Annotated in this window: 16 protein-coding genes; 7 read left to right on the top strand and 9 right to left on the bottom strand. The window is 60.9% G+C overall.

Annotated elements, in window-relative coordinates; genetic code table 11:
• Positions 1-78: 78 nt before the first annotated feature.
• Positions 79-936, bottom strand: coding sequence for an HDOD domain-containing protein (locus JNM85_04420; GenBank protein MBL8087301.1), 858 nt, complete (start codon positions 934-936; stop codon positions 79-81).
• A gap of 132 nt (positions 937-1,068) precedes the next feature.
• Here JNM85_04420 and JNM85_04415 point away from each other — a divergent pair, with 132 nt between their 5' ends.
• Complete coding sequence (locus JNM85_04415; GenBank protein MBL8087300.1) at positions 1,069-2,451, top strand: hypothetical protein; 1,383 nt, start codon at positions 1,069-1,071, stop codon at positions 2,449-2,451.
• Here JNM85_04415 and JNM85_04410 read toward each other — a convergent pair.
• Both JNM85_04410 and JNM85_04405 read right to left on the bottom strand, forming a co-directional pair.
• On the bottom strand, positions 2,448-3,377 hold the full coding sequence (locus JNM85_04410; protein MBL8087299.1) for a hypothetical protein: 930 nt from the start codon (positions 3,375-3,377) through the stop codon (positions 2,448-2,450). The two genes, JNM85_04415 and JNM85_04410, sit on opposite strands and share 4 nt — an antisense overlap.
• A complete protein-coding gene (locus JNM85_04405) occupies positions 3,374-3,961 on the bottom strand; it encodes a hypothetical protein (protein MBL8087298.1) in 588 nt (195 codons plus the stop codon). Before JNM85_04405 ends, JNM85_04410 begins: the two co-directional genes overlap by 4 nt.
• 109 nt (positions 3,962-4,070) lie before the next feature.
• Here JNM85_04405 and rlmN point away from each other — a divergent pair, with 109 nt between their 5' ends.
• Genes rlmN through JNM85_04375 form a run of 6 tightly spaced genes read left to right on the top strand, consistent with a single transcriptional unit; the run spans position 4,071 to position 10,569 of the window.
• On the top strand, positions 4,071-5,147 hold the full coding sequence (gene rlmN, locus JNM85_04400) for a 23S rRNA (adenine(2503)-C(2))-methyltransferase RlmN (GenBank protein ID MBL8087297.1): 1,077 nt from the start codon (positions 4,071-4,073) through the stop codon (positions 5,145-5,147).
• Positions 5,137-6,792 (top strand): hypothetical protein, encoded by a 1,656-nt coding sequence (locus JNM85_04395; protein ID MBL8087296.1) that lies wholly within the window; start codon positions 5,137-5,139, stop codon positions 6,790-6,792. The genes rlmN and JNM85_04395 overlap by 11 nt, the downstream gene beginning before the upstream one ends.
• Positions 6,789-7,526: an LPS export ABC transporter ATP-binding protein gene (gene lptB / locus JNM85_04390; GenBank protein ID MBL8087295.1), complete on the top strand. Its 738-nt coding sequence runs from the start codon at positions 6,789-6,791 to the stop codon at positions 7,524-7,526. Before JNM85_04395 ends, lptB begins: the two co-directional genes overlap by 4 nt.
• Positions 7,523-8,644: an LptF/LptG family permease gene (locus JNM85_04385; GenBank protein MBL8087294.1), complete on the top strand. Its 1,122-nt coding sequence runs from the start codon at positions 7,523-7,525 to the stop codon at positions 8,642-8,644. The genes lptB and JNM85_04385 overlap by 4 nt, the downstream gene beginning before the upstream one ends.
• Before the next feature lie 3 nt (positions 8,645-8,647).
• Positions 8,648-10,156 carry a DUF3084 domain-containing protein gene (locus JNM85_04380; GenBank protein ID MBL8087293.1) on the top strand — a complete coding sequence of 503 codons (1,509 nt, stop codon included), beginning with the start codon at positions 8,648-8,650 and terminating at the stop codon, positions 10,154-10,156.
• Between the two features lie 20 nt (positions 10,157-10,176).
• Entirely contained in the window at positions 10,177-10,569 is a 393-nt protein-coding gene (locus JNM85_04375) for a hypothetical protein (protein ID MBL8087292.1), read from the top strand.
• Here JNM85_04375 and JNM85_04370 read toward each other — a convergent pair.
• The 6 genes from JNM85_04370 to JNM85_04345 form a co-directional block, all read right to left on the bottom strand.
• On the bottom strand, positions 10,566-11,312 hold the full coding sequence (locus JNM85_04370; GenBank protein ID MBL8087291.1) for a sugar phosphate isomerase/epimerase: 747 nt from the start codon (positions 11,310-11,312) through the stop codon (positions 10,566-10,568). The two genes, JNM85_04375 and JNM85_04370, sit on opposite strands and share 4 nt — an antisense overlap.
• A 24-nt stretch (positions 11,313-11,336) precedes the next feature.
• Positions 11,337-12,299, bottom strand: coding sequence for a tetratricopeptide repeat protein (locus tag JNM85_04365; protein MBL8087290.1), 963 nt, complete (start codon positions 12,297-12,299; stop codon positions 11,337-11,339).
• 70 nt (positions 12,300-12,369) lie between these two features.
• The gene (gene dut, locus JNM85_04360) at positions 12,370-12,813 is read right to left on the bottom strand and encodes a dUTP diphosphatase (protein MBL8087289.1); all 444 of its coding nucleotides are present in this window, start codon (positions 12,811-12,813) and stop codon (positions 12,370-12,372) included.
• Positions 12,806-14,788: a polysaccharide biosynthesis protein gene (locus JNM85_04355; protein ID MBL8087288.1), complete on the bottom strand. Its 1,983-nt coding sequence runs from the start codon at positions 14,786-14,788 to the stop codon at positions 12,806-12,808. The genes dut and JNM85_04355 overlap by 8 nt, the downstream gene beginning before the upstream one ends.
• Before the next feature lie 19 nt (positions 14,789-14,807).
• Entirely contained in the window at positions 14,808-15,602 is a 795-nt protein-coding gene (locus JNM85_04350) for a class I SAM-dependent methyltransferase (protein MBL8087287.1), read from the bottom strand.
• On the bottom strand, positions 15,599-16,540 hold the full coding sequence (locus JNM85_04345; GenBank protein ID MBL8087286.1) for a transketolase: 942 nt from the start codon (positions 16,538-16,540) through the stop codon (positions 15,599-15,601). The genes JNM85_04350 and JNM85_04345 overlap by 4 nt, the downstream gene beginning before the upstream one ends.
• Between the last annotated feature and the right edge of the window lie 63 nt (positions 16,541-16,603).

The raw sequence follows: 16,603 nt of genomic DNA, 5'->3' as shown, positions 1-16,603 counted from the left end.
CCGAAGATTGACGCGCAACGCGTGACGATAGTTTGCACGGTTTTAGGAGGAAAGTGCCAGGGGCGTGCCTGGAAATGCTTACAGCTTGTACCGCTGGAAGTCTGAGACCGCATCCAGCACTGCCGATCGGATGAGCCCGAGGTCCGAGACGTCGATCTCGGCTTGCTGCAGATGGTGCGGCAAAATTGGGTTTGCGACGGTTGCCAAGCCCATGTCGAAGCCCAGCTTGTGCGCGGCATGCGATGCGAATGCTGCATGGCGTTTCAAGCGGCTCGGGATCGAATCCGGGTCCGCCGCTGCGATCATGAATTCCGGAAAAGCCCGCTCGCCAAAGATGGCATGCGTCACTTGCCGGTGGTTCAGACGGAACATGGAGAGCTCTGCGGCGTGCAACTGCACACCTGTACCCATCAAGTTCGAGACGCATTTGGCGTAGGTGCCCGCATCGTAGTTGCACAGCACGGGAATGCCGATTCGCCAGCACATGCCGTACAAGAACCACTGATCCTCGTCTTCACCATGGCGCTTCGCCAGCCAACGCATGGTTGCCGCGCTTGCGACCGCGTGCTTCGTGAGCTCGCGGGACAGATAGCCGGAACCCTTGAAGACGCTGGAGTGGATCTGGTCTACGAGCATGATCACCGTCAGCTCGGCCACGTGGCGATCGCCGTAGATCTCGATGATGTCTGCTGCGCTCTCGAAGGGGCGCCGTGGGTCCTCGATCACGAATTCGCGCACTGAGTTCAGTAGCTTTAGTTTCAGCGCAGGATCGACACAAACGAATCGGTCCAGCACAACCGGCGACGGAACGTAATGGTTGACGACGCCGACCAGACGATGGATCAGGTGATCCAGGTCAGCATTCGCATCGAGCTTTTGTAGGACGGCGCGAAGATGTTCGCGTGCATCCGACTCGTAATTGAGGGCGAGTCCCATCGCTAAGGAATTCTCGGCACAAAGTGTTGAGATTTGTATGAGCCAGCCCCGCGATCGACCCGCGATTGGAGCGATTAGAAATTTGGACTATGATAAAGTATCGTGCCGTGGCCGATTCTTAAACTTAGAGCTATGCCAGAACCACGTGTAATTGCCGTACTTGCGATGGTCAGCGCCATCGCGGTTGCCTCAAACCGATCGATGACCCAGAACCCCTACTTCTCAAAGGGCGAGTCGGAACAGATTCGCGCGGATTGGAACAAGCCGGGCCGATTTGCGCTCACTGCGCCCGCCAGCGCCGAGAAGGCGGGTCGGTCGCAGATGCGTTTGACTGTGGAGGGCTCCACGTGGCTGTGGAACTACTACCGGGCGCGTGGCTTCGGCAAAGTGATTCCGACCCAAGACCCGAAGTCGCAGGATCCTGAGGCGGCTACATGGGACGCTTGGATCGACGCGAAGGTGAACTTTGACCGGGCGGTCGCCCAATTGGAAGCCGACCAGGCGAACGGTCGACCGACGACCACCATGCTGCCTCCAGATCCCGGCTTACCGCCGGATTCGCTCGTCGCTCTCGCCGGAGAACCGCCGATTTTCGCAAGCTGTGTCCGACCCACAGGATACAAGATCACCTTCTCGACCGGGGTTACGCTGAGCTACGAAGACAATGTCTCCATGCGCCCCAAGTTCGCCTATTACCGATTCTCGCAAGGCGTCCGAAGCGGCGGGGTCAGCGTCAAGAAGATGCCGGAGTCGGATCTGCAAGCCCTATTCCGCTCGGCCGGGCTCGACGATCGAGCGAAGCGCATCATGGCATCCGTTTCGTTGCTGGAAGGCGGCTTTGATTCGGTGAACACTTATGACACTGGGTTCCTCAGCGTCGGCGTGATCCAGTTCGCCACGCTGAAAGAAGGAGCAGGCTCGCTCGGCGATGTGCTGTTGGACCTCAAGAAGGACAATCCCACCTCGTTCCAACGCGACTTCCGCCAATATGGGATCGACGTCGCGCCCGCTGGCTACATCGTGGCACTCGACCTGAACACGGGCGAGGAGAAAATCGGTGCGGCGGCCGTGGCTACGATTATTGAGGACAAGCGGTTGACTGCCGTATTCCAGCACGCGGGGCTGACCAGCCGCGACTTCTGCATCTCGCAGATTGACATTGCGATGAAGCGCTATTTCCCCGCCGGTGACCCGTTCTCGGTCACGTTGGACGACGGCACCGTCGTCAGCGGAACCGTAGGAGATTTCGTGAAAAGCGAGGCTGGTCTGGCCACGCTGATGGATCGCAAGGTCAATACTGGCAAGGTCGATCCGCTTGCCCAGACGGTCAAGCAGTTGATGACCGAGTACGGCCTTCGCACCCTCGGCGAATTGGCGACGTACGAGTACCAGCTTGTCCAGCGCATTCGGTACCGCAAGGACTATCTGGGCGACCTCTCGTTGTCTCAGCCGCGCGAGGTGCCCCCGCCCGCATTCCGGGGCGGTACGGGCAAACGCGGCGGAACTCGGCCCTAAACCGCCGGCGCGAACTCACGTTCGAGCAAGGCGTGTCGCCACCCGCGGACGCTGACGGTGCAACCTAGGACATGCAGCTTCTGAAGGAACCTCTCTAAGATGAGCGCGCCGATGTGGAGAGTCCGCTCACGGCCCAGCTCGATCCCGGGGATGGCGCGCCGCTGGGCTTCGGTCATCTCGCACATCCAAGCGACCGCGCGACTGATCTCTTCGTAATCGAGCCACGCTCCATGCACCCGCTCCGACTGCCAGGTCACCATCGATTCGCGGATGGAGACGAGGTTCGTTCCCGTTGCACCCAGCACGATCGTCTGACCGGCGGCGAGCGGGAGGTAATCGAGCCCAATGAGATCGTCGAGCGCGGATGCGGTGCGCAGGCGTGCGGCGATGCCGGGCGACTCCTCGTGCATTGGCCCTTCGGCCAGGCCGAGCGCCCCGACTGAATAACTCTTCTTGAAGACGGTCTCCCATTCACCGCTGGCGTTTCGCACCGCGGTCACGAGTTCGGTGCTGTGGCCGCCCGGATCGACGATACTCAGTCGATCCACACCCTGGAACGTTGGATCGTCAGCGACCGCCAGGAACCCCAACTCCGCCTCTTCCTCACCCGATACCAACCGGACGGGTGTCCCTTGCGCCTGGGCGCGCCCCAGAAACTCGGCGGTGTTGCGCGCGATCCGCAGCGCCATCGTCCCACCGGCGAGGATCTCCGTTGCGCCGTTTTCACGTGCCCAATCGAATCCGGTTTTGATCGCGGCGAGCGTGTCCGCCATCGCTTGCTCGGTGAGGATCCCACTCTCTTTGGTCCCGCGCCCAAGCCCGGTAACCGCCGAGGTTTCGCCTACCGTGTGCCACGCGCCGAGCTTCCACTCCGCGACGAGCGTGAGCACCGAGTTTGAACCCACGTCGAGGACGGCTCTTCTCAACGACTCGCGCTTCCGAAAACTGCAAGCATGACGAACACGTAAAGCAGGACCCCGATCGCGGATAGGATGCCCAGGATCAGATTGCAGATGTAGGGTGCCTTGGCGACCGCCGGGTTGACGGCCTCCACTTTCTTGGCAAAGTGCATCCCGATCCACGGTGTGATGCACCCGCAACCTGCAAAGGCAAGGCCGAACATGACCCACGAGATGATCAAGTTGTTCTGGGTCTGAGGGTCGAGCGCTCCTGAGCCCGAGACGTCGTGGGGTCGCGCATACGGGCTCGGAGGTTGACTGAAACCCGCGGGCGGGATGGGATTCTCGTAGGGGTTCGACTGTGGGTGCGAAGGAACTCCCGGAGAACTGAATGGACGCGGCTGTTGAGGGGGAGCCGCGGGCCCTGACGGCGCATCAAGGAAAAGAATTCCCTGGACACTGCCCGCAGGAAGACGTTGGCCCGTATCTGCAGACTCGAGTATCGACTGATGCGTCAAGCGGCCTTCGGCGGCCCATTGCGTCAGCATGTCGACCTCGGCGGGGCCGTACTTCTGACCGTCTGGCATCACCACGAAGAACTTCGTAGACATGGTCCTATTATCGTGCTTTTACGACAAATCTGTCGCGGAGGGTCCCAGTCGCCCCAAAGTAACTTCGTTCAGCGGGGTTTGAACCTGGTGACAGGTAAACTCCGATTCGTTGTCGATGGTTCTCTCCAAGCCTGCCCTGCTGGGCCATAGCGCCCGCGAGCTGTCCGAAATCCTCGTCGATCTCGGAGAGCCGAAGATGCGTGGCCGACAACTTGCGCAGAACCTGTATCGCCAGAACGTTCGTGAGTTTGGACTCATGACCGATCTGCCGGTCCAACTGCGAACGAGGCTTGAGGCGGAGTTTGTGGCGTGCCCACTGCAAGTCGCCGATCACAAGAAGTCCTCCGACGGGGTCGAAAAACTCCTGGTTCACCGCGGCGACCAGCAGGTCTTTGAGTGCGTACTGCTTCCTTACCAAGATCGCGTGAGCTGCTGCCTCTCGACCCAGGTCGGCTGTCCGATGGGCTGCACCTTCTGCGCAACGGGTCTTGGCGGCTTCGATCGCAACCTAGAGGTCAGCGAGATCATCGGTCAGTACTTGCTTCTCCAGTCACTTACCGAGCGCCGCTTGAGCCACGTGGTCTTTATGGGGATGGGCGAGCCGCTCCTCAACCTGGACAATCTGCTCAAGACGATTCACCTCATGCACGATGAAGTGGGCCTCAGCCTGCGTCACATCACCGTCTCCACCGTCGGTCTCGCTCCCCAGATACTCAAACTCGCCGAGCACAAACTCCCCATTCACCTTGCGCTGTCGCTCCACTCGGCGGTTGACGAGGTCCGTTCGCGACTCATGCCCGTCAATCACAAGTGGCCGGTGGCCGAAGTCTTCGCCACCATGCGGACCTACCACGAGGCGACGGGACGCAAGATCACGATCGAGTACCTGCTGATTCAAGGGGTCAACGATTCGCGGGAGCAGGCGGACGCCCTGGCCAAGCTCGTGAAGGGCGTACCCAACGTCATCAACATCATCCCGTTCAACTGGGTGGACACGGGTCAGGGATTCAAACGACCCACGCGCGAGAACGTGCGCCGATTCAAAGGCTACTTGGAGAGTCGCGGCTGCAACGTGACCGAGCGTGTGGAACGGGGGCACGACATCGCCGCCGCATGCGGGCAGCTTGCTGGCCAGCATACGGGTCGTTTTGCCCGCCGATCGGGAGGCTTGCGCGTTGTGGACTAGCGGCGGCGCGCTGGCCTGCGCCGCGCTCTTCATGCTGTGCGGCTGCGGCGCGAAGCCGACCGCTCCCAAGCCTGAAGTGAAGCCCGAGTCGTCGGCCACCGCGAGCGAGCCTGCGCGCAAGGTGAACACCGGCGCTGGAGCAATGACTCAGACTTCTCCGGAAGGGAAATCCTTGTGGACCGTCAAGTGGAGCACTGGAGGCGTCTCGCTGGATGGAGAAGGCCGTGCCGCCGGGCAGTTTGATCAGGTCACCGGGAGCCTCTACCAGGACGGCACTGAGGGCAGCACCTTTTCCGCCCCAAAGGCAGTTGCGGACCAAAAAGCGGGCGTTCTCAGTCTGTCGCCCGGGGTTCATATAAAGCAGGTGGGTGGCGACCTCGCCTTGTCCGCCGACTCCGTGCGATACCTCGACGCTTACCAACTGATCGAGGCGCGCGGAAATGTCCGGATCGTTAGCAAGTCGTACAACGTGGGTCCATTGCCCGCGATGCTTGCGACCGCCGACATGCGCAGGGTGGGAACCCCGGACGTCTTCAAGAGAGAGATCGAAACGATGAAGCAAAACGCGATGCGACGAAACGCCGCACTGCCCATTCTGGCAGTCGCCCTCACCACATCCCTGGCGGGGCAGGCCGAGAACCGTGTCGCCGATATGGCTATCGACAATTTCAAGTCGGTCAGCCGGGAGCTTGTCTCGGATGCGATGCACTTCACGGTCGAAGGGGCGCCCCGATTCAAGGGATTCTGGCGCAAGCAAAACCTCACCGTCCTCGCCCGTCGTGCCGAAGGGAAGGCGCTCGCTGCCGATGGCGGAGGATTCGAGCTCTCAACCGCGACCTTCAGTGGCGACCTCGATGCGACCATCGTCAACGAACTCGCGACCGGACGCCGGACGCTCGCCATGGAGTCCGAACGCATGGACTACGTCGCGGGCAGCGGTGAGAGCGTGGCGACCCTGCCCGGCAAAGTGAAGATCACCAACACTTTGGACGGCGCCGGGGCGAAAGACCGCTCGGTGGTGCTGACCGGCTCGTCCGCTCGCGTACGGCTCGCTCCGTTCGGAACTCAGACCAAAGCACCTTTACGCGGCATCGAGATTTCGGGCCCGGTGGTTGCGACGATGTCGGGGCAATCCGCGGAAGGCTCGCGCAAGACCCAAGTCGATGCTTCTGCAGTTGACTGGACGGAAGGCGCGAGCGAGAGTACGCTCGTGGCAAAGGGGGCCGTTACCGTGCGAAGCACGATCGACGGGTTTCAGGACTTGACGATTGGCGGATCGGGAGCGACCGTGTCCATGACCCCCTTGAGCGAATCGAGCAACACCGCCTTGCGCTCCATGACGATGCGCGGCCCAGTGCGACTGACCCTCTACGAGCAACGCAAAGGCAAGGACGGCAAGGTGAATCCGCTGCGCGTGGACGGCACCAGCGACGCTCTGGTCTACGAATCTCTGGACGGGGGTGCCGCGCGGATCACGCTCGACGGGAACGTTCGCTTCACGGGCGAAGACTCCGCCCTCTTCGGCAACACCCGCTGCAAGAAGGCCGTCGTGATGCTCAATGCGCAGGGGCTCGTCGGCAAGGTCGAGCTCATCGGTGAGGGCACCAGCGAAGTGACCGAAAAGCCGGGAGCGAAAAATCCGTGAAGATCACTGCTGAAGGGCTCGTCAAGATCTACAAGTCGCGGCGCGTTGTCAACGAGGTCTCGTTCGAATTTGAGACGGGTGAGGTCGTGGGGCTCCTGGGACCCAATGGCGCGGGCAAAACCACTACCTTCTACATGATCACTGGCCTTGTCAAACCGAACGAGGGGACCGTGAAGCTGGACGGCAAGACCATCACCAAGTGGCCCATGTACCAGCGCGCGCGCGCTGGGATTGGCTACCTGCCGCAGGAAACGAGCGTCTTCCGACGTCTGAGTGTTGCCGACAACATTCGTCTCGTGATGGAAATGAACGGCGCTGGCAAGGCCGCAATCGCCGAGAAAATCGACGAGCTTGCTGCTGAGCTGCACATCTCGGCGCTGCTCGACCGAACGGCCGGAGTGCTCTCGGGTGGCGAGCGGCGGCGAGTAGAGATCGCGCGGGCCATGGCCACCGAACCGCACTTCATCCTCCTCGACGAACCGTTCACCGGCATCGACCCAGTGACCATCGAAGAGATCCAGGCGATCATCAGCAAACTCAAATCGCGGGGAATCGGGATTCTGATCACCGACCACAATGTCGGCGCAACGCTCCGCATCACAGACCGCAACAATATCCTCATCGACGGCGAGATCATCGCGCACGGCACGGCAAGTGAGATCACTGCGATGGACGATGTTCGCAAATTCTATCTTGGCCAGCAATTCGAGCATCGGGAGGTTGACGGCGCTTGAAGCGCATCGACCGCCTTGTGCTCGGCGAGATCATCGGCCCGTGGGTCTTTGGCGTCGCCATCTTCACGACGCTGATCATGGCGGGCTCTTTCCTGTTCCAACTCACGGCGTACCTGGCTAAGGGTGTGGACATGTGGACGGTCACCAAGCTGGCCACCCTATTGACTCCCGGCGTCATGGCGAAGACTTTTCCCATGGCAGTGCTTCTCGCCGCGTTGCTCTCCTTTGGGCGGCTCAGCGGAGAGAGCGAGATCGTGGCGATGCGCGCGGCAGGGACAAGCCTGGGGCGGATCATGGTGCCGGTCGCGATCTTTGGCGCGGCCGTCTCGCTCCTTGCGTTCTTGATCACGGAGTTCCTGGTCCCGCAGGCGAGCTACAGCGCGACCGCGTTGAAAGAGAAGATCGTCACCCAAATTGACGGCCAAAGCGTGCGACCGACGAGCTATCCCATCTTCGAGAAAGGAAAGCTCACCGGCATGGTGGCGGCCAAGAATTTTAACATTGCCGATCGGGCGCTCGATAACGTCGCAATCGTCTTCTATGACAAAGATGAGGTGCCAAACCTCCTGCTCACCGCGGATCGGATGGTCTTTGACCTCACCAAGGGCAAGCTCAATCCGGACCAAGGCTGGCGTGTCGTGGGCAAGGCCAAGCTCATCAGCGACAAAGGAGTCACCGCGACCTTCACCGATGCGTGGCCAGGCTCAGTCCCGCGCCCCACTTTCACCGACCAAGACCTGCTCGCGGGCGATCTCAAGGACCTTGATTCCCTGAGCATGCGTGAGATCAGCCGCCAAATCGAAAATCAGCGAAAGATCAATGCCCCAGCCGATACCGTGGCGAATCTTGAGTTCGGCTACTGGAACAAGATCGCCATCCCGCTCGCCGCACTCATTTACGCGCTGGTCGGCGCTCCGCTGGGCATCCGCAACCACCGCACCGGCGCGGCGGTTGGCTTTTGGCTCAGCGTTATTATCATCTTCGGCTACCTGCTGCTCACCAATTTCATGTCGATTTGGGCGCGCGGCGGAGCGATTCCCGCGTGGTTGGCCAGTTTCTTGCCGCTGGGAATTGGACTGGCCGTCGCGCTGTTCACTATTCAGAGGAAGAATGCCTAACCCATGAACATAGTAAGCGCTGGCCTGATCTTGGTCTTCTGCTTCGTCGGCGCAGTCGTGGCATTGCTGGCCGATAACATGGGGCGCGCCATCGGCAAGAAGCGGCTTTCCATCTTTCGGATGCGACCCAAGCACACTGCCACCGTCTTCATCACCTTGGCTGGCTTCCTGATTCCGCTGATCACGACTGCGATGCTCGCGTTCTCGAGTCAAGACCTTCGGACCATCTTGCGCGAAGGCTCGCAACTCATCTCCGAGCGAGATCGGGTTCAAGCCGGGCTGGTCACTGCCAAGAGCGATCTGAGCGCGGCCAAGTCAGATTTGACCAAGCTCCAACGCACCGCAGACCAGATCGAGGCGCAGCGGATCGCCGCTGAGAAGCAACTCAAGACCGCCCGCACCGACCTTGGTCAGCGCCAAGCACGAATCAAGGAGCTTCAGACTCAAGGCGGAGCGCTACGAGCGCGACTCGGTTCACTCCAATCCACCGTCAACCGCGTTCAATCGACGCTGGCTTCGCTGCGCACTCAGTCCGGCCGGTTGCAGCAGGAGAACGGAGTCTTCGCCAGCAACTTGAGGGTTCTCAAGCGCGACATCGTTTCGTACAACACCCAACTCAGCAAGGTGAATGCGGAAGTCGATTCGTTGACGCGAGAAGCGCGCAGGCTGGACACGGAGAAGACCCAGGCACGGGAAGACCTTCGGCTCGCGCAGGCCGAGTTCGATCGGCAGTTCGAGCTTACGGGCAAGCAACTCGCCGAGAAGGAGTCGCTCATTCGCGACGCCGAGGCTAGGCTGACCGACATCGAGGTCCAAGCGCGGGCGCTCGAAGAGAAAGCACGGCAACTGCGCGAGAACGCTGGCGTGGCCCGCGTCGGCGGGCTCATCTACTCGATGAACGATGAGGTCGTTCGCCGTGAACTCCCCGCCGCGATGACTTACCCCGAAGCCGACGCCGCGATCGCCGAGGCGCTGCGCTCCGCTGCAAAGTCCGCACGCGAGCGCGGAGCAGCCGATTCCATCCTGTACAAAGCCGCTGACTTTCACACGATCGGCGAAGGCGAGCGGTTGGTGACTCCCGAGCGGCAACGCACCTTCCTTCGTGAAGAGATGGTGCGGCAGTCCGAGCCGATGGTGCTGATTTTGAGCGCGGTCTGGAATTCGTTCAAAGGCGAGTCGGTGCCGCTGCGGTACTCCCTCCGTGCCAACCGCGTGATCTACCAGCCCGGCGCGATTATCGCTGAAACTCGCATCGAAGGCGACCGTAGCGAGCGGGAGGTCCTCGACACGATGACCCAGTGGCTCGCGACTCAGCTCCCGTTCGTACTGGATCGGGACGGAGTCATCCCGGTAGCTGGGCGTGGCGATCCCTTTGGTCAGGTGAGTCAGGCCCGGGTGCTGGAGCTCGCGCAGGAAATCCGCGCGCAAAACCGTCGAATTCGTCTTCAAGTGCTGGCGTCCGGCGCAATTCGGTCTGCTGGCCCCGTCCGATTTGAATTGAGGTTGCGATGACCGGAAGGATCATTCTGGCTATGGATCCCGGTTCCAGCAAGATCGGCATGGCCCTGGTCGAGCGGGTTGGCGAAGAGAAACTCGATATCCTGTGGCGCAAGGTTTGCCCGGTTGAGAGCGTCGACGAGGCTGTGCGCGAAGCGTTTTCACTTCGCGGCCCCACTCTGGTGGTCATCGGGAACGGGACCAAGTCCAGTGACCTTCAGCGCCGCCTGCGAGAAGAACTCCCTGGGGTTGCACTCATGGTGGTGGATGAGCACAACACTTCGCACGAGGCGCGCGCCCGCTACTGGGTTCACAACAAGCGATCCGGCTGGCGAAGGCTCCTGCCCTCGACGCTTCAGGTGCCGCCCGAGCCGATTGACGACTTCGTCGCCGTGATCCTCGCCGAGCGCGTGTTACTGAACGCCTAGTAGCTCACGCCGAGGTTCGTGACGAACTGGAATCCGGACCGGATTTCGGCAAGCGCATCGGCAGGATTGTCGATCTCAACAAAAGCGTACTCGGCCCCGGCTTCGTAGCAGGTAAAGAGGATGGACGGCCAACTCAAGATGCCGCTCCCGGGGGCGCACTCCTTCTTGTCCTCGCCGGCACTCAAGTCTTTGAAGTGCACGAGCGGCATCCGCCGCTTGACCTTTCGGATTTCCGCGCCTGCCTCGAACCCAGCGTACTCCACCCAGTAGGTGTCGATCTCGGCCTTTAGGAACTGCGCATCGGCGGCTGCGTAGAGGTTGTCGAGGCCGATCCCACCATCAGCGTCTTCGCCAAACTCGAACTGGTGGTTGTGGTAGCAAAGCGTCAGGCCTACGTCGGCCAGTTTCTGGCCGATCGGCTCAAGCGCTTGCCCCACCGCCGCCCAACCGGACTCATAGTGCTCCTTCCCCAGCCACGGCAGTACCACGTACTTGCAGCCGTAGAACTGGGCGTCCTTGACGAGCTTGGCGACGTTACTCCCGTCGAGCTTGACGTCGGCATGCATCGAGACTGGGTTCAGGCCTGCTTTGTCCAAGGCGGTTTTGAGCTTCTTCGGCGTGTGTCCATGCGTCCCCGCGAGCTCAACAAACCGATAGCCGCACTCGCGCACCGCCAGGAGCGTGCCGAGCAAGTCTTCTTCGAGCAGATTTCGTAGGGTGTAGAGTTGGACGCCGAGTCGCATACTGGACCTGTTTGTCCGGTGAAGTTACCCGTTTGCCGCCGCGTCCGGTACAGGCCAAACGTTACGCAAGATGCTCACAAGGTCGGAATCGCTGGGGCGATTGACCGTTTCACGAAGTTTTTTGAGATCCTCGCGGGCCATGTCCGCGACGAAAAGCATTTTGGGTCCGGACACCAAACGCATGGTGACTCGCGGAGCATCGTCCACGATGTCCAGTGCATCGGCCGCCATGCGCGCGCACAGCGATTTCAGATCTTCGGTTGCGCTGGCGGTCGCGGTGATCATGATCGCCAGGGAGCGCACCTCGCGCTGAGCATCGATGACGCGCTTGGACTCGACCAGTTGCTCACGCACCTTCTCTAGGATGGCAAGGTCGACCTCCGGCTTGGGGGAGGCGAGCGGGCGCGTGAGGATCTCGTCACGGGGAACGTCGGCGGACTTGTTCATCGCTGGAGTTTCCAATGGAGCGGCCGTCTTCGGAGGCTCCGAAGCCTCGTCCGCAGGCTGAGATGCCGACTGGGTAATGGCGATGGGGGTCGTGTAGTCGCCGACCTTCGAGCTCTTGAACATCCGACCCGCGATGAACGCGAGGACGGCCACCAGAGCGGTGAACACGACGGCTGCCCAAGTGAGCGCCCTCACTCGCGGTTCGGGAGCAGCGATGCCAAGCTGAGCGCTCGTGCTGGCCGAGTGTCGCTGCTTGATGCGGGTCTTGATCGACTCCAGTTTCTCGCGCACCGGCTGGTCCTCGGGGTGCAGATCGATGGCGAGTTCGTACCATTCGCTGGCATGCTCGAGGTCTCCACGCTCAGAATAGATGTCGCCCAAAAGAGAGTGCGCGGCAAAGCTGCCCGGTAAGCGCTTGAGGATCGAGAGGCAGGTTCCGGTCGCGCCGTCGTAGTCTCCGCGCATTCGCTGAAGGTTGGCGCGAGCAAGTTCCGGGCCGACCTGGAAGTCACCGCCGGTATGGACATCCGCGTCCGCCATGGGGCATCCGGTCTCGTGGCACTCTCGGTAAGGCCGCGTCACCAGGTTCAGGCACTGCGGACAAGTTTCGCTAGTTGGTTCCTGTGCTGCCAAATCCACTCTCTCCACGTTCTGTGTCATCGAGCGAAGCGACCGGTGTGAATTCCGCCCGAGCAACCGGACAGAGAACCATTTGAGCCACGCGCTCGCCCGCCCGGATCTCGATGGGCGATTCGCCGAGGTTGATCAAAATGAGTCCGATCTCCCCTCGGTAGTCGCTGTCGATGGTTCCCGGCGTGTTTACCATGCTGAGTCCAAGCCGACTTGCAAGCCCAGATCGCGGACGAACTTGCAGCTCATAGCCTGCCGGAACAGCAACTCTTAGACCCGTCGGAACGGTTTTTCGTTCCATCGGTTGCAAGACAAAATCGATCTTTGTGCAGACGTCCGCTCCTGCCGCTCCTGCGGTCGCGTAGCCGGGGACGGTTGCTCCCGTCTCAACGACGACCGGCACGGGTATGGCGGGCTCAGGCATCGTCTTCGGTCGCAACCGCCTCGGCCTCGTCGAGTTGTACGTCAACGGCGGCAAATTGGTACGGGACCGTCGATTTGCCCCATGCGAGCTCCATGAGCGACTGGCGCAGTTCCTCGGAGTTTCCGCGCCCCATGAGCTCCCGCAGGTGCTCCAGCTCCGTGCGTAGCCACTCTTGGTTGACCGCCTTCGGCTGGGCCACGACCCGAATTTTGGGGTGACTGGTCGCTTCAAGTTGTTCGTCCGAATATACCAACTCTTCGTGCGTCTTCTCGCCCGGGCGGACGCCGGTGAACTGCACTTCAATGTCCTCATTAGGCACCAACCCGTGCAGTCGAATGAGGTCACGAGCCAGATCGACGATCTTGATCGGCTCGCCCATGTCGAGGATGAAGAGCTCGGCAGTCGATCCCATCGCTCCCGCTTGCAGGATGAGTTGCACGGCCTCGGGAATGGTCATGAAGTACCGAGTCATGTCTGGGTGCGTAAGTCGGACCGGGCCACCGCGCCGAATTTGGCGCTCCAAAACAGGGACAAGCGAGCCTCGGCTCCCCAAGACGTTGCCAAATCGCACGATGGCGAACTGCGTTTCGCTGCGCTGAGCGTACGAGCGGACGATGATTTCGCCCACACGCTTGGTCGCGCCCATCACGCTGCTCGGTCGAACCGCTTTGTCGGTAGAAATATATACAAACTTGCGTACACCATGGCGCACTGCAAGGTCGCAAAGAATCTCGGTGCCAAAGACGTTGTTCTTGATCGCCTCGACACTGTTCCCTTGCATAAGCGGGACGTGCTTATGAGCGGCCGCGTGGAAGATGACGGTTGGCTTGTAGGCGACGAAGATGTTCTCCATCATCTGCCTGTCTCGGACGTCAGCGATGACACACGTCGGCGCGAATCCAAGCGTCTGGATCAACTCTTGCTCGATCTCGTAAACCGAGTTCTCGCCCTTACCGACGAGCACGAGATTTGCTGGCGACAAGCGGGCGATCTGGCGGGCGAGCTCGCTCCCGATCGAGCCGCCACCCCCCGTGACCAGGACGGTCTCGGCGCTAATATAGGCTTCGGCGATCTTGGGGTCGGCAGTGATCGGTTCGCGGCGCAGCAAGTCCTCGATGCCCACTTCGCGCAACTGGTACTTGAGGCCGTGCTCGGGGCGGAAAATCTGTGTCACCGGCGGGAGGATGCGAAGTCGCACTTCGGCTCGGTCGCACAGCTCAACCAGGCGACGCATGGTGGTGCCATCGGCCGAGGGGATCGCGAGGATGATGTCGTCGATGTTGAACTCGGTCGCAAGGTAAGGGATCTGCGCGGTCGGGCCGACCACCTTCACGCCATGGATTGAGAGTCCAATCTTGGAAGGATCGTCATCCACAAACAATACGGCGATATGCTCGGAGTGCGACGAGCGATTCATCTCCCGGACGATCAGGTCACCGGCGTCGCCTGCGCCCACGATCATGGTGCGGCGTCGCTTGATCTTGCGTGTGTTGCCGATCGGGAACTGCCAGTTCACGTGGCGATGCAGCACGCGAATCCCACTCAGCATGGTGAGCGAAATGAAGCCGAAGAGGATTGGCGTGAGAATTTCACCCGGGTAACTGTGAAGCGTCGGATCCAGGCGGACGAGGAGTGCGAACACCGCGCTGCCCATTCCGACCACCAGAGCCAGGTTCACGAAGTCAACCATGCTTAGGTAGCGCGCATTGATGCGGTGCGCACCGCGCCACAGCAGGAGCAAGCCGAACACGCCAGACAACACCAGGCCGTAACGGGCAAGGAGATTTGTGATCGCGTCTGGATACACGAACTGGTGCGCGAGCCCCGTTGCCACGACCAGCGCGATCGCGATAAGGATCAAGTCTGTTGCGATGTCACGAAAGAAGCGCGCCCATCGCCAGCCCGGTTTGGCCATGATGGCCGCCAGGTTCCTCGGTGCTTCGTTCTCCGGATTGCTTCGTATTGGGTGGTTCATCCTTGATGCCTTGGACTCGTTACGGCTTCGTGCCGATGATGGTGATCACTTTGTGCCGGACCGGTTGAAAAGTCGGAGCGACGGGTTCGGGCATGTGCGCCTCGGCATCCGTCGGCTTGAGTTCGGCAGGGAGTGGAATGAGCGTCCCATGCATTAGACGCTTCAGCAGCTCCTTGCCCCCCATCGTTTTGGGAATCAAATTCATCTTCACCGCGAACTTCCGGATCCCGCTTAAGATCCGACCCTTCAGACTTTTCTTCTGCTCTTCGTACCCTACCCGACAGTCGGGTGTCAGGCCGTTCGTTTCCATCTCCTTGGCGATTTCGCTCAGCGTCAGGTAACGGGTCGAAAACGGTGCCGGGTTGAAGTTCGTCCACTCCGAGTTCGCCGAAACGACCAGCAGCTTGCCCCCGGGTCGCAGAACCGTTGCTGCATTGCGGATCACTTGCTTCGGGTCGGGCATGAAGTACAGCGACTCCATGATGAGCACGAGGTCGAAAGACTCGGCAAGGAAATCGAGGTCCATCGCATCCAAGCGACGTATGGTCAACCGATCGCCATAGGTTGCTGCGGCTTGGGCGACCATGTCCGGGTCATAGTCTCCTGCGACCACGCTCTTGGCCGTCGCGGCCACCATCCCGAGCCCCATTCCCGGCCCGCAGGCAATATCGAGGACGTCGCGACCGGCAGCGAGTTCGGCAGCGAGGGTGTAGCGCGTTACCAGCATGCTCAGACTTTCGGCGGTACTGCCGTGGCCGGGCATCTCGGTAACGCTCGTGAATGCCGAATGTCGGTCCGTCATCGTTGCGCTCATCGGCTTGCTGTCACCATGCTTTCCATCTTCTCCAGCACCCTCTTCGAGACTGCCAATGCATCGAGGCCGTATTGCGCGCGCAGATAGTCTTGGTCACCGACGATGCTGCTGAATTTGCTCTGCAATCCGATCCGGACGAATCCGCGCGGGATCCAGCCGTTCTCCAGGCAGGTCTCCGAGACCGCACCCGCAAGCCCACCTTCCACAACGTGCTCTTCCAGCGTTACCAGCAAGGGGGTGTTCTCCACCGCGTCGCGGATGGCGTCGGTATCCAGCGGCTTAAGCGTGTGCATGCTCACGACCGAGCACTCGATGCCCTGCTTCGCCAGCAGTTCCGCAGCCTTCATCGCTTCGCCGAGCATGCCGCCCGTGGACATGAGAGTCACGTCGTCGCCGCGTCGCACCGTCCGCGCGCGTCCGAGGACGAACGGTTCGCCCGTGGTGGATTCCACCGTCATCGATGCCCGATCAAGTCGCAAGTAGCAAGTGCCCGGGAGCGCAGTGATCGCTTTGGTCGCCTCGACCGTTTCGTAGTCATCGCCGGGGGCGACGACGGTGATGTTCGGCAGCGCGCGCAGAATGGCCAAGTCCTCGGTCGCGTGGTGCGAGATTCCGAGTTGGCCGTAACTGAATCCGCCGCCGATGCAAACCACCTTGACGTTCGCGTTGTGGTAGCACGCGTCGTTGCGGATCATCTCCAGGGCGCGCAGGGTCGGGAAGTTACCGATGGAGTAAGTAAAGACGGTTCGCCCGTCCATGCCCATGCCGCTGGCCATCAAGGTCATATTCTGTTCGGCGACCCCTGCGTTCAGGAATTGCTTCGGAAATCGAGCGGCAAAATCGTTCAGGACACCAAAGCCGAGGTCTCCTGTGATGAGTAAGATTCGATCATCCTGCTCCGCAAGTCGCGACAAACTATCAATAAAAGCATCTCGCATAGCGAACTAGTAGGCTATTGTACCGGGACGGTACCGTGATCGTCCAGTTTTGAACTTAGAGAG

The organism is Chthonomonas sp., from assembly GCA_016788115.1.
GTDB lineage: Bacteria > Armatimonadota > Fimbriimonadia > Fimbriimonadales > Fimbriimonadaceae > UBA2391.
Note: the sequence above shows the minus strand (reverse complement) of the source record. Positions and strands in the feature narration are given on the sequence as shown.

What these genes read in the sequence shown, in the direction of transcription:
- JNM85_04375 (MBL8087292.1), top strand. Translation starts at nt 10,177, where the DNA reads ATGGATCCCGGTTCCAGCAAGATCGGCATGGCCCTGGTCGAGCGGGTT.
- JNM85_04365 (MBL8087290.1), bottom strand. Translation starts at nt 12,299, where the DNA reads ATGGCGGACGCGGATGTCCATACCGGCGGTGACTTCCAGGTCGGCCCG.
- JNM85_04380 (MBL8087293.1), top strand. Translation starts at nt 8,648, where the DNA reads ATGAACATAGTAAGCGCTGGCCTGATCTTGGTCTTCTGCTTCGTCGGC.
- JNM85_04370 (MBL8087291.1), bottom strand. Translation starts at nt 11,312, where the DNA reads ATGCGACTCGGCGTCCAACTCTACACCCTACGAAATCTGCTCGAAGAA.
- JNM85_04420 (MBL8087301.1), bottom strand. Translation starts at nt 936, where the DNA reads ATGGGACTCGCCCTCAATTACGAGTCGGATGCACGCGAACATCTTCGC.
- JNM85_04345 (MBL8087286.1), bottom strand. Translation starts at nt 16,540, where the DNA reads ATGCGAGATGCTTTTATTGATAGTTTGTCGCGACTTGCGGAGCAGGAT.
- JNM85_04350 (MBL8087287.1), bottom strand. Translation starts at nt 15,602, where the DNA reads ATGAGCGCAACGATGACGGACCGACATTCGGCATTCACGAGCGTTACC.
- JNM85_04415 (MBL8087300.1), top strand. Translation starts at nt 1,069, where the DNA reads ATGCCAGAACCACGTGTAATTGCCGTACTTGCGATGGTCAGCGCCATC.
- JNM85_04405 (MBL8087298.1), bottom strand. Translation starts at nt 3,961, where the DNA reads ATGTCTACGAAGTTCTTCGTGGTGATGCCAGACGGTCAGAAGTACGGC.
- JNM85_04355 (MBL8087288.1), bottom strand. Translation starts at nt 14,788, where the DNA reads ATGAACCACCCAATACGAAGCAATCCGGAGAACGAAGCACCGAGGAAC.
- dut (MBL8087289.1), bottom strand. Translation starts at nt 12,813, where the DNA reads ATGCCTGAGCCCGCCATACCCGTGCCGGTCGTCGTTGAGACGGGAGCA.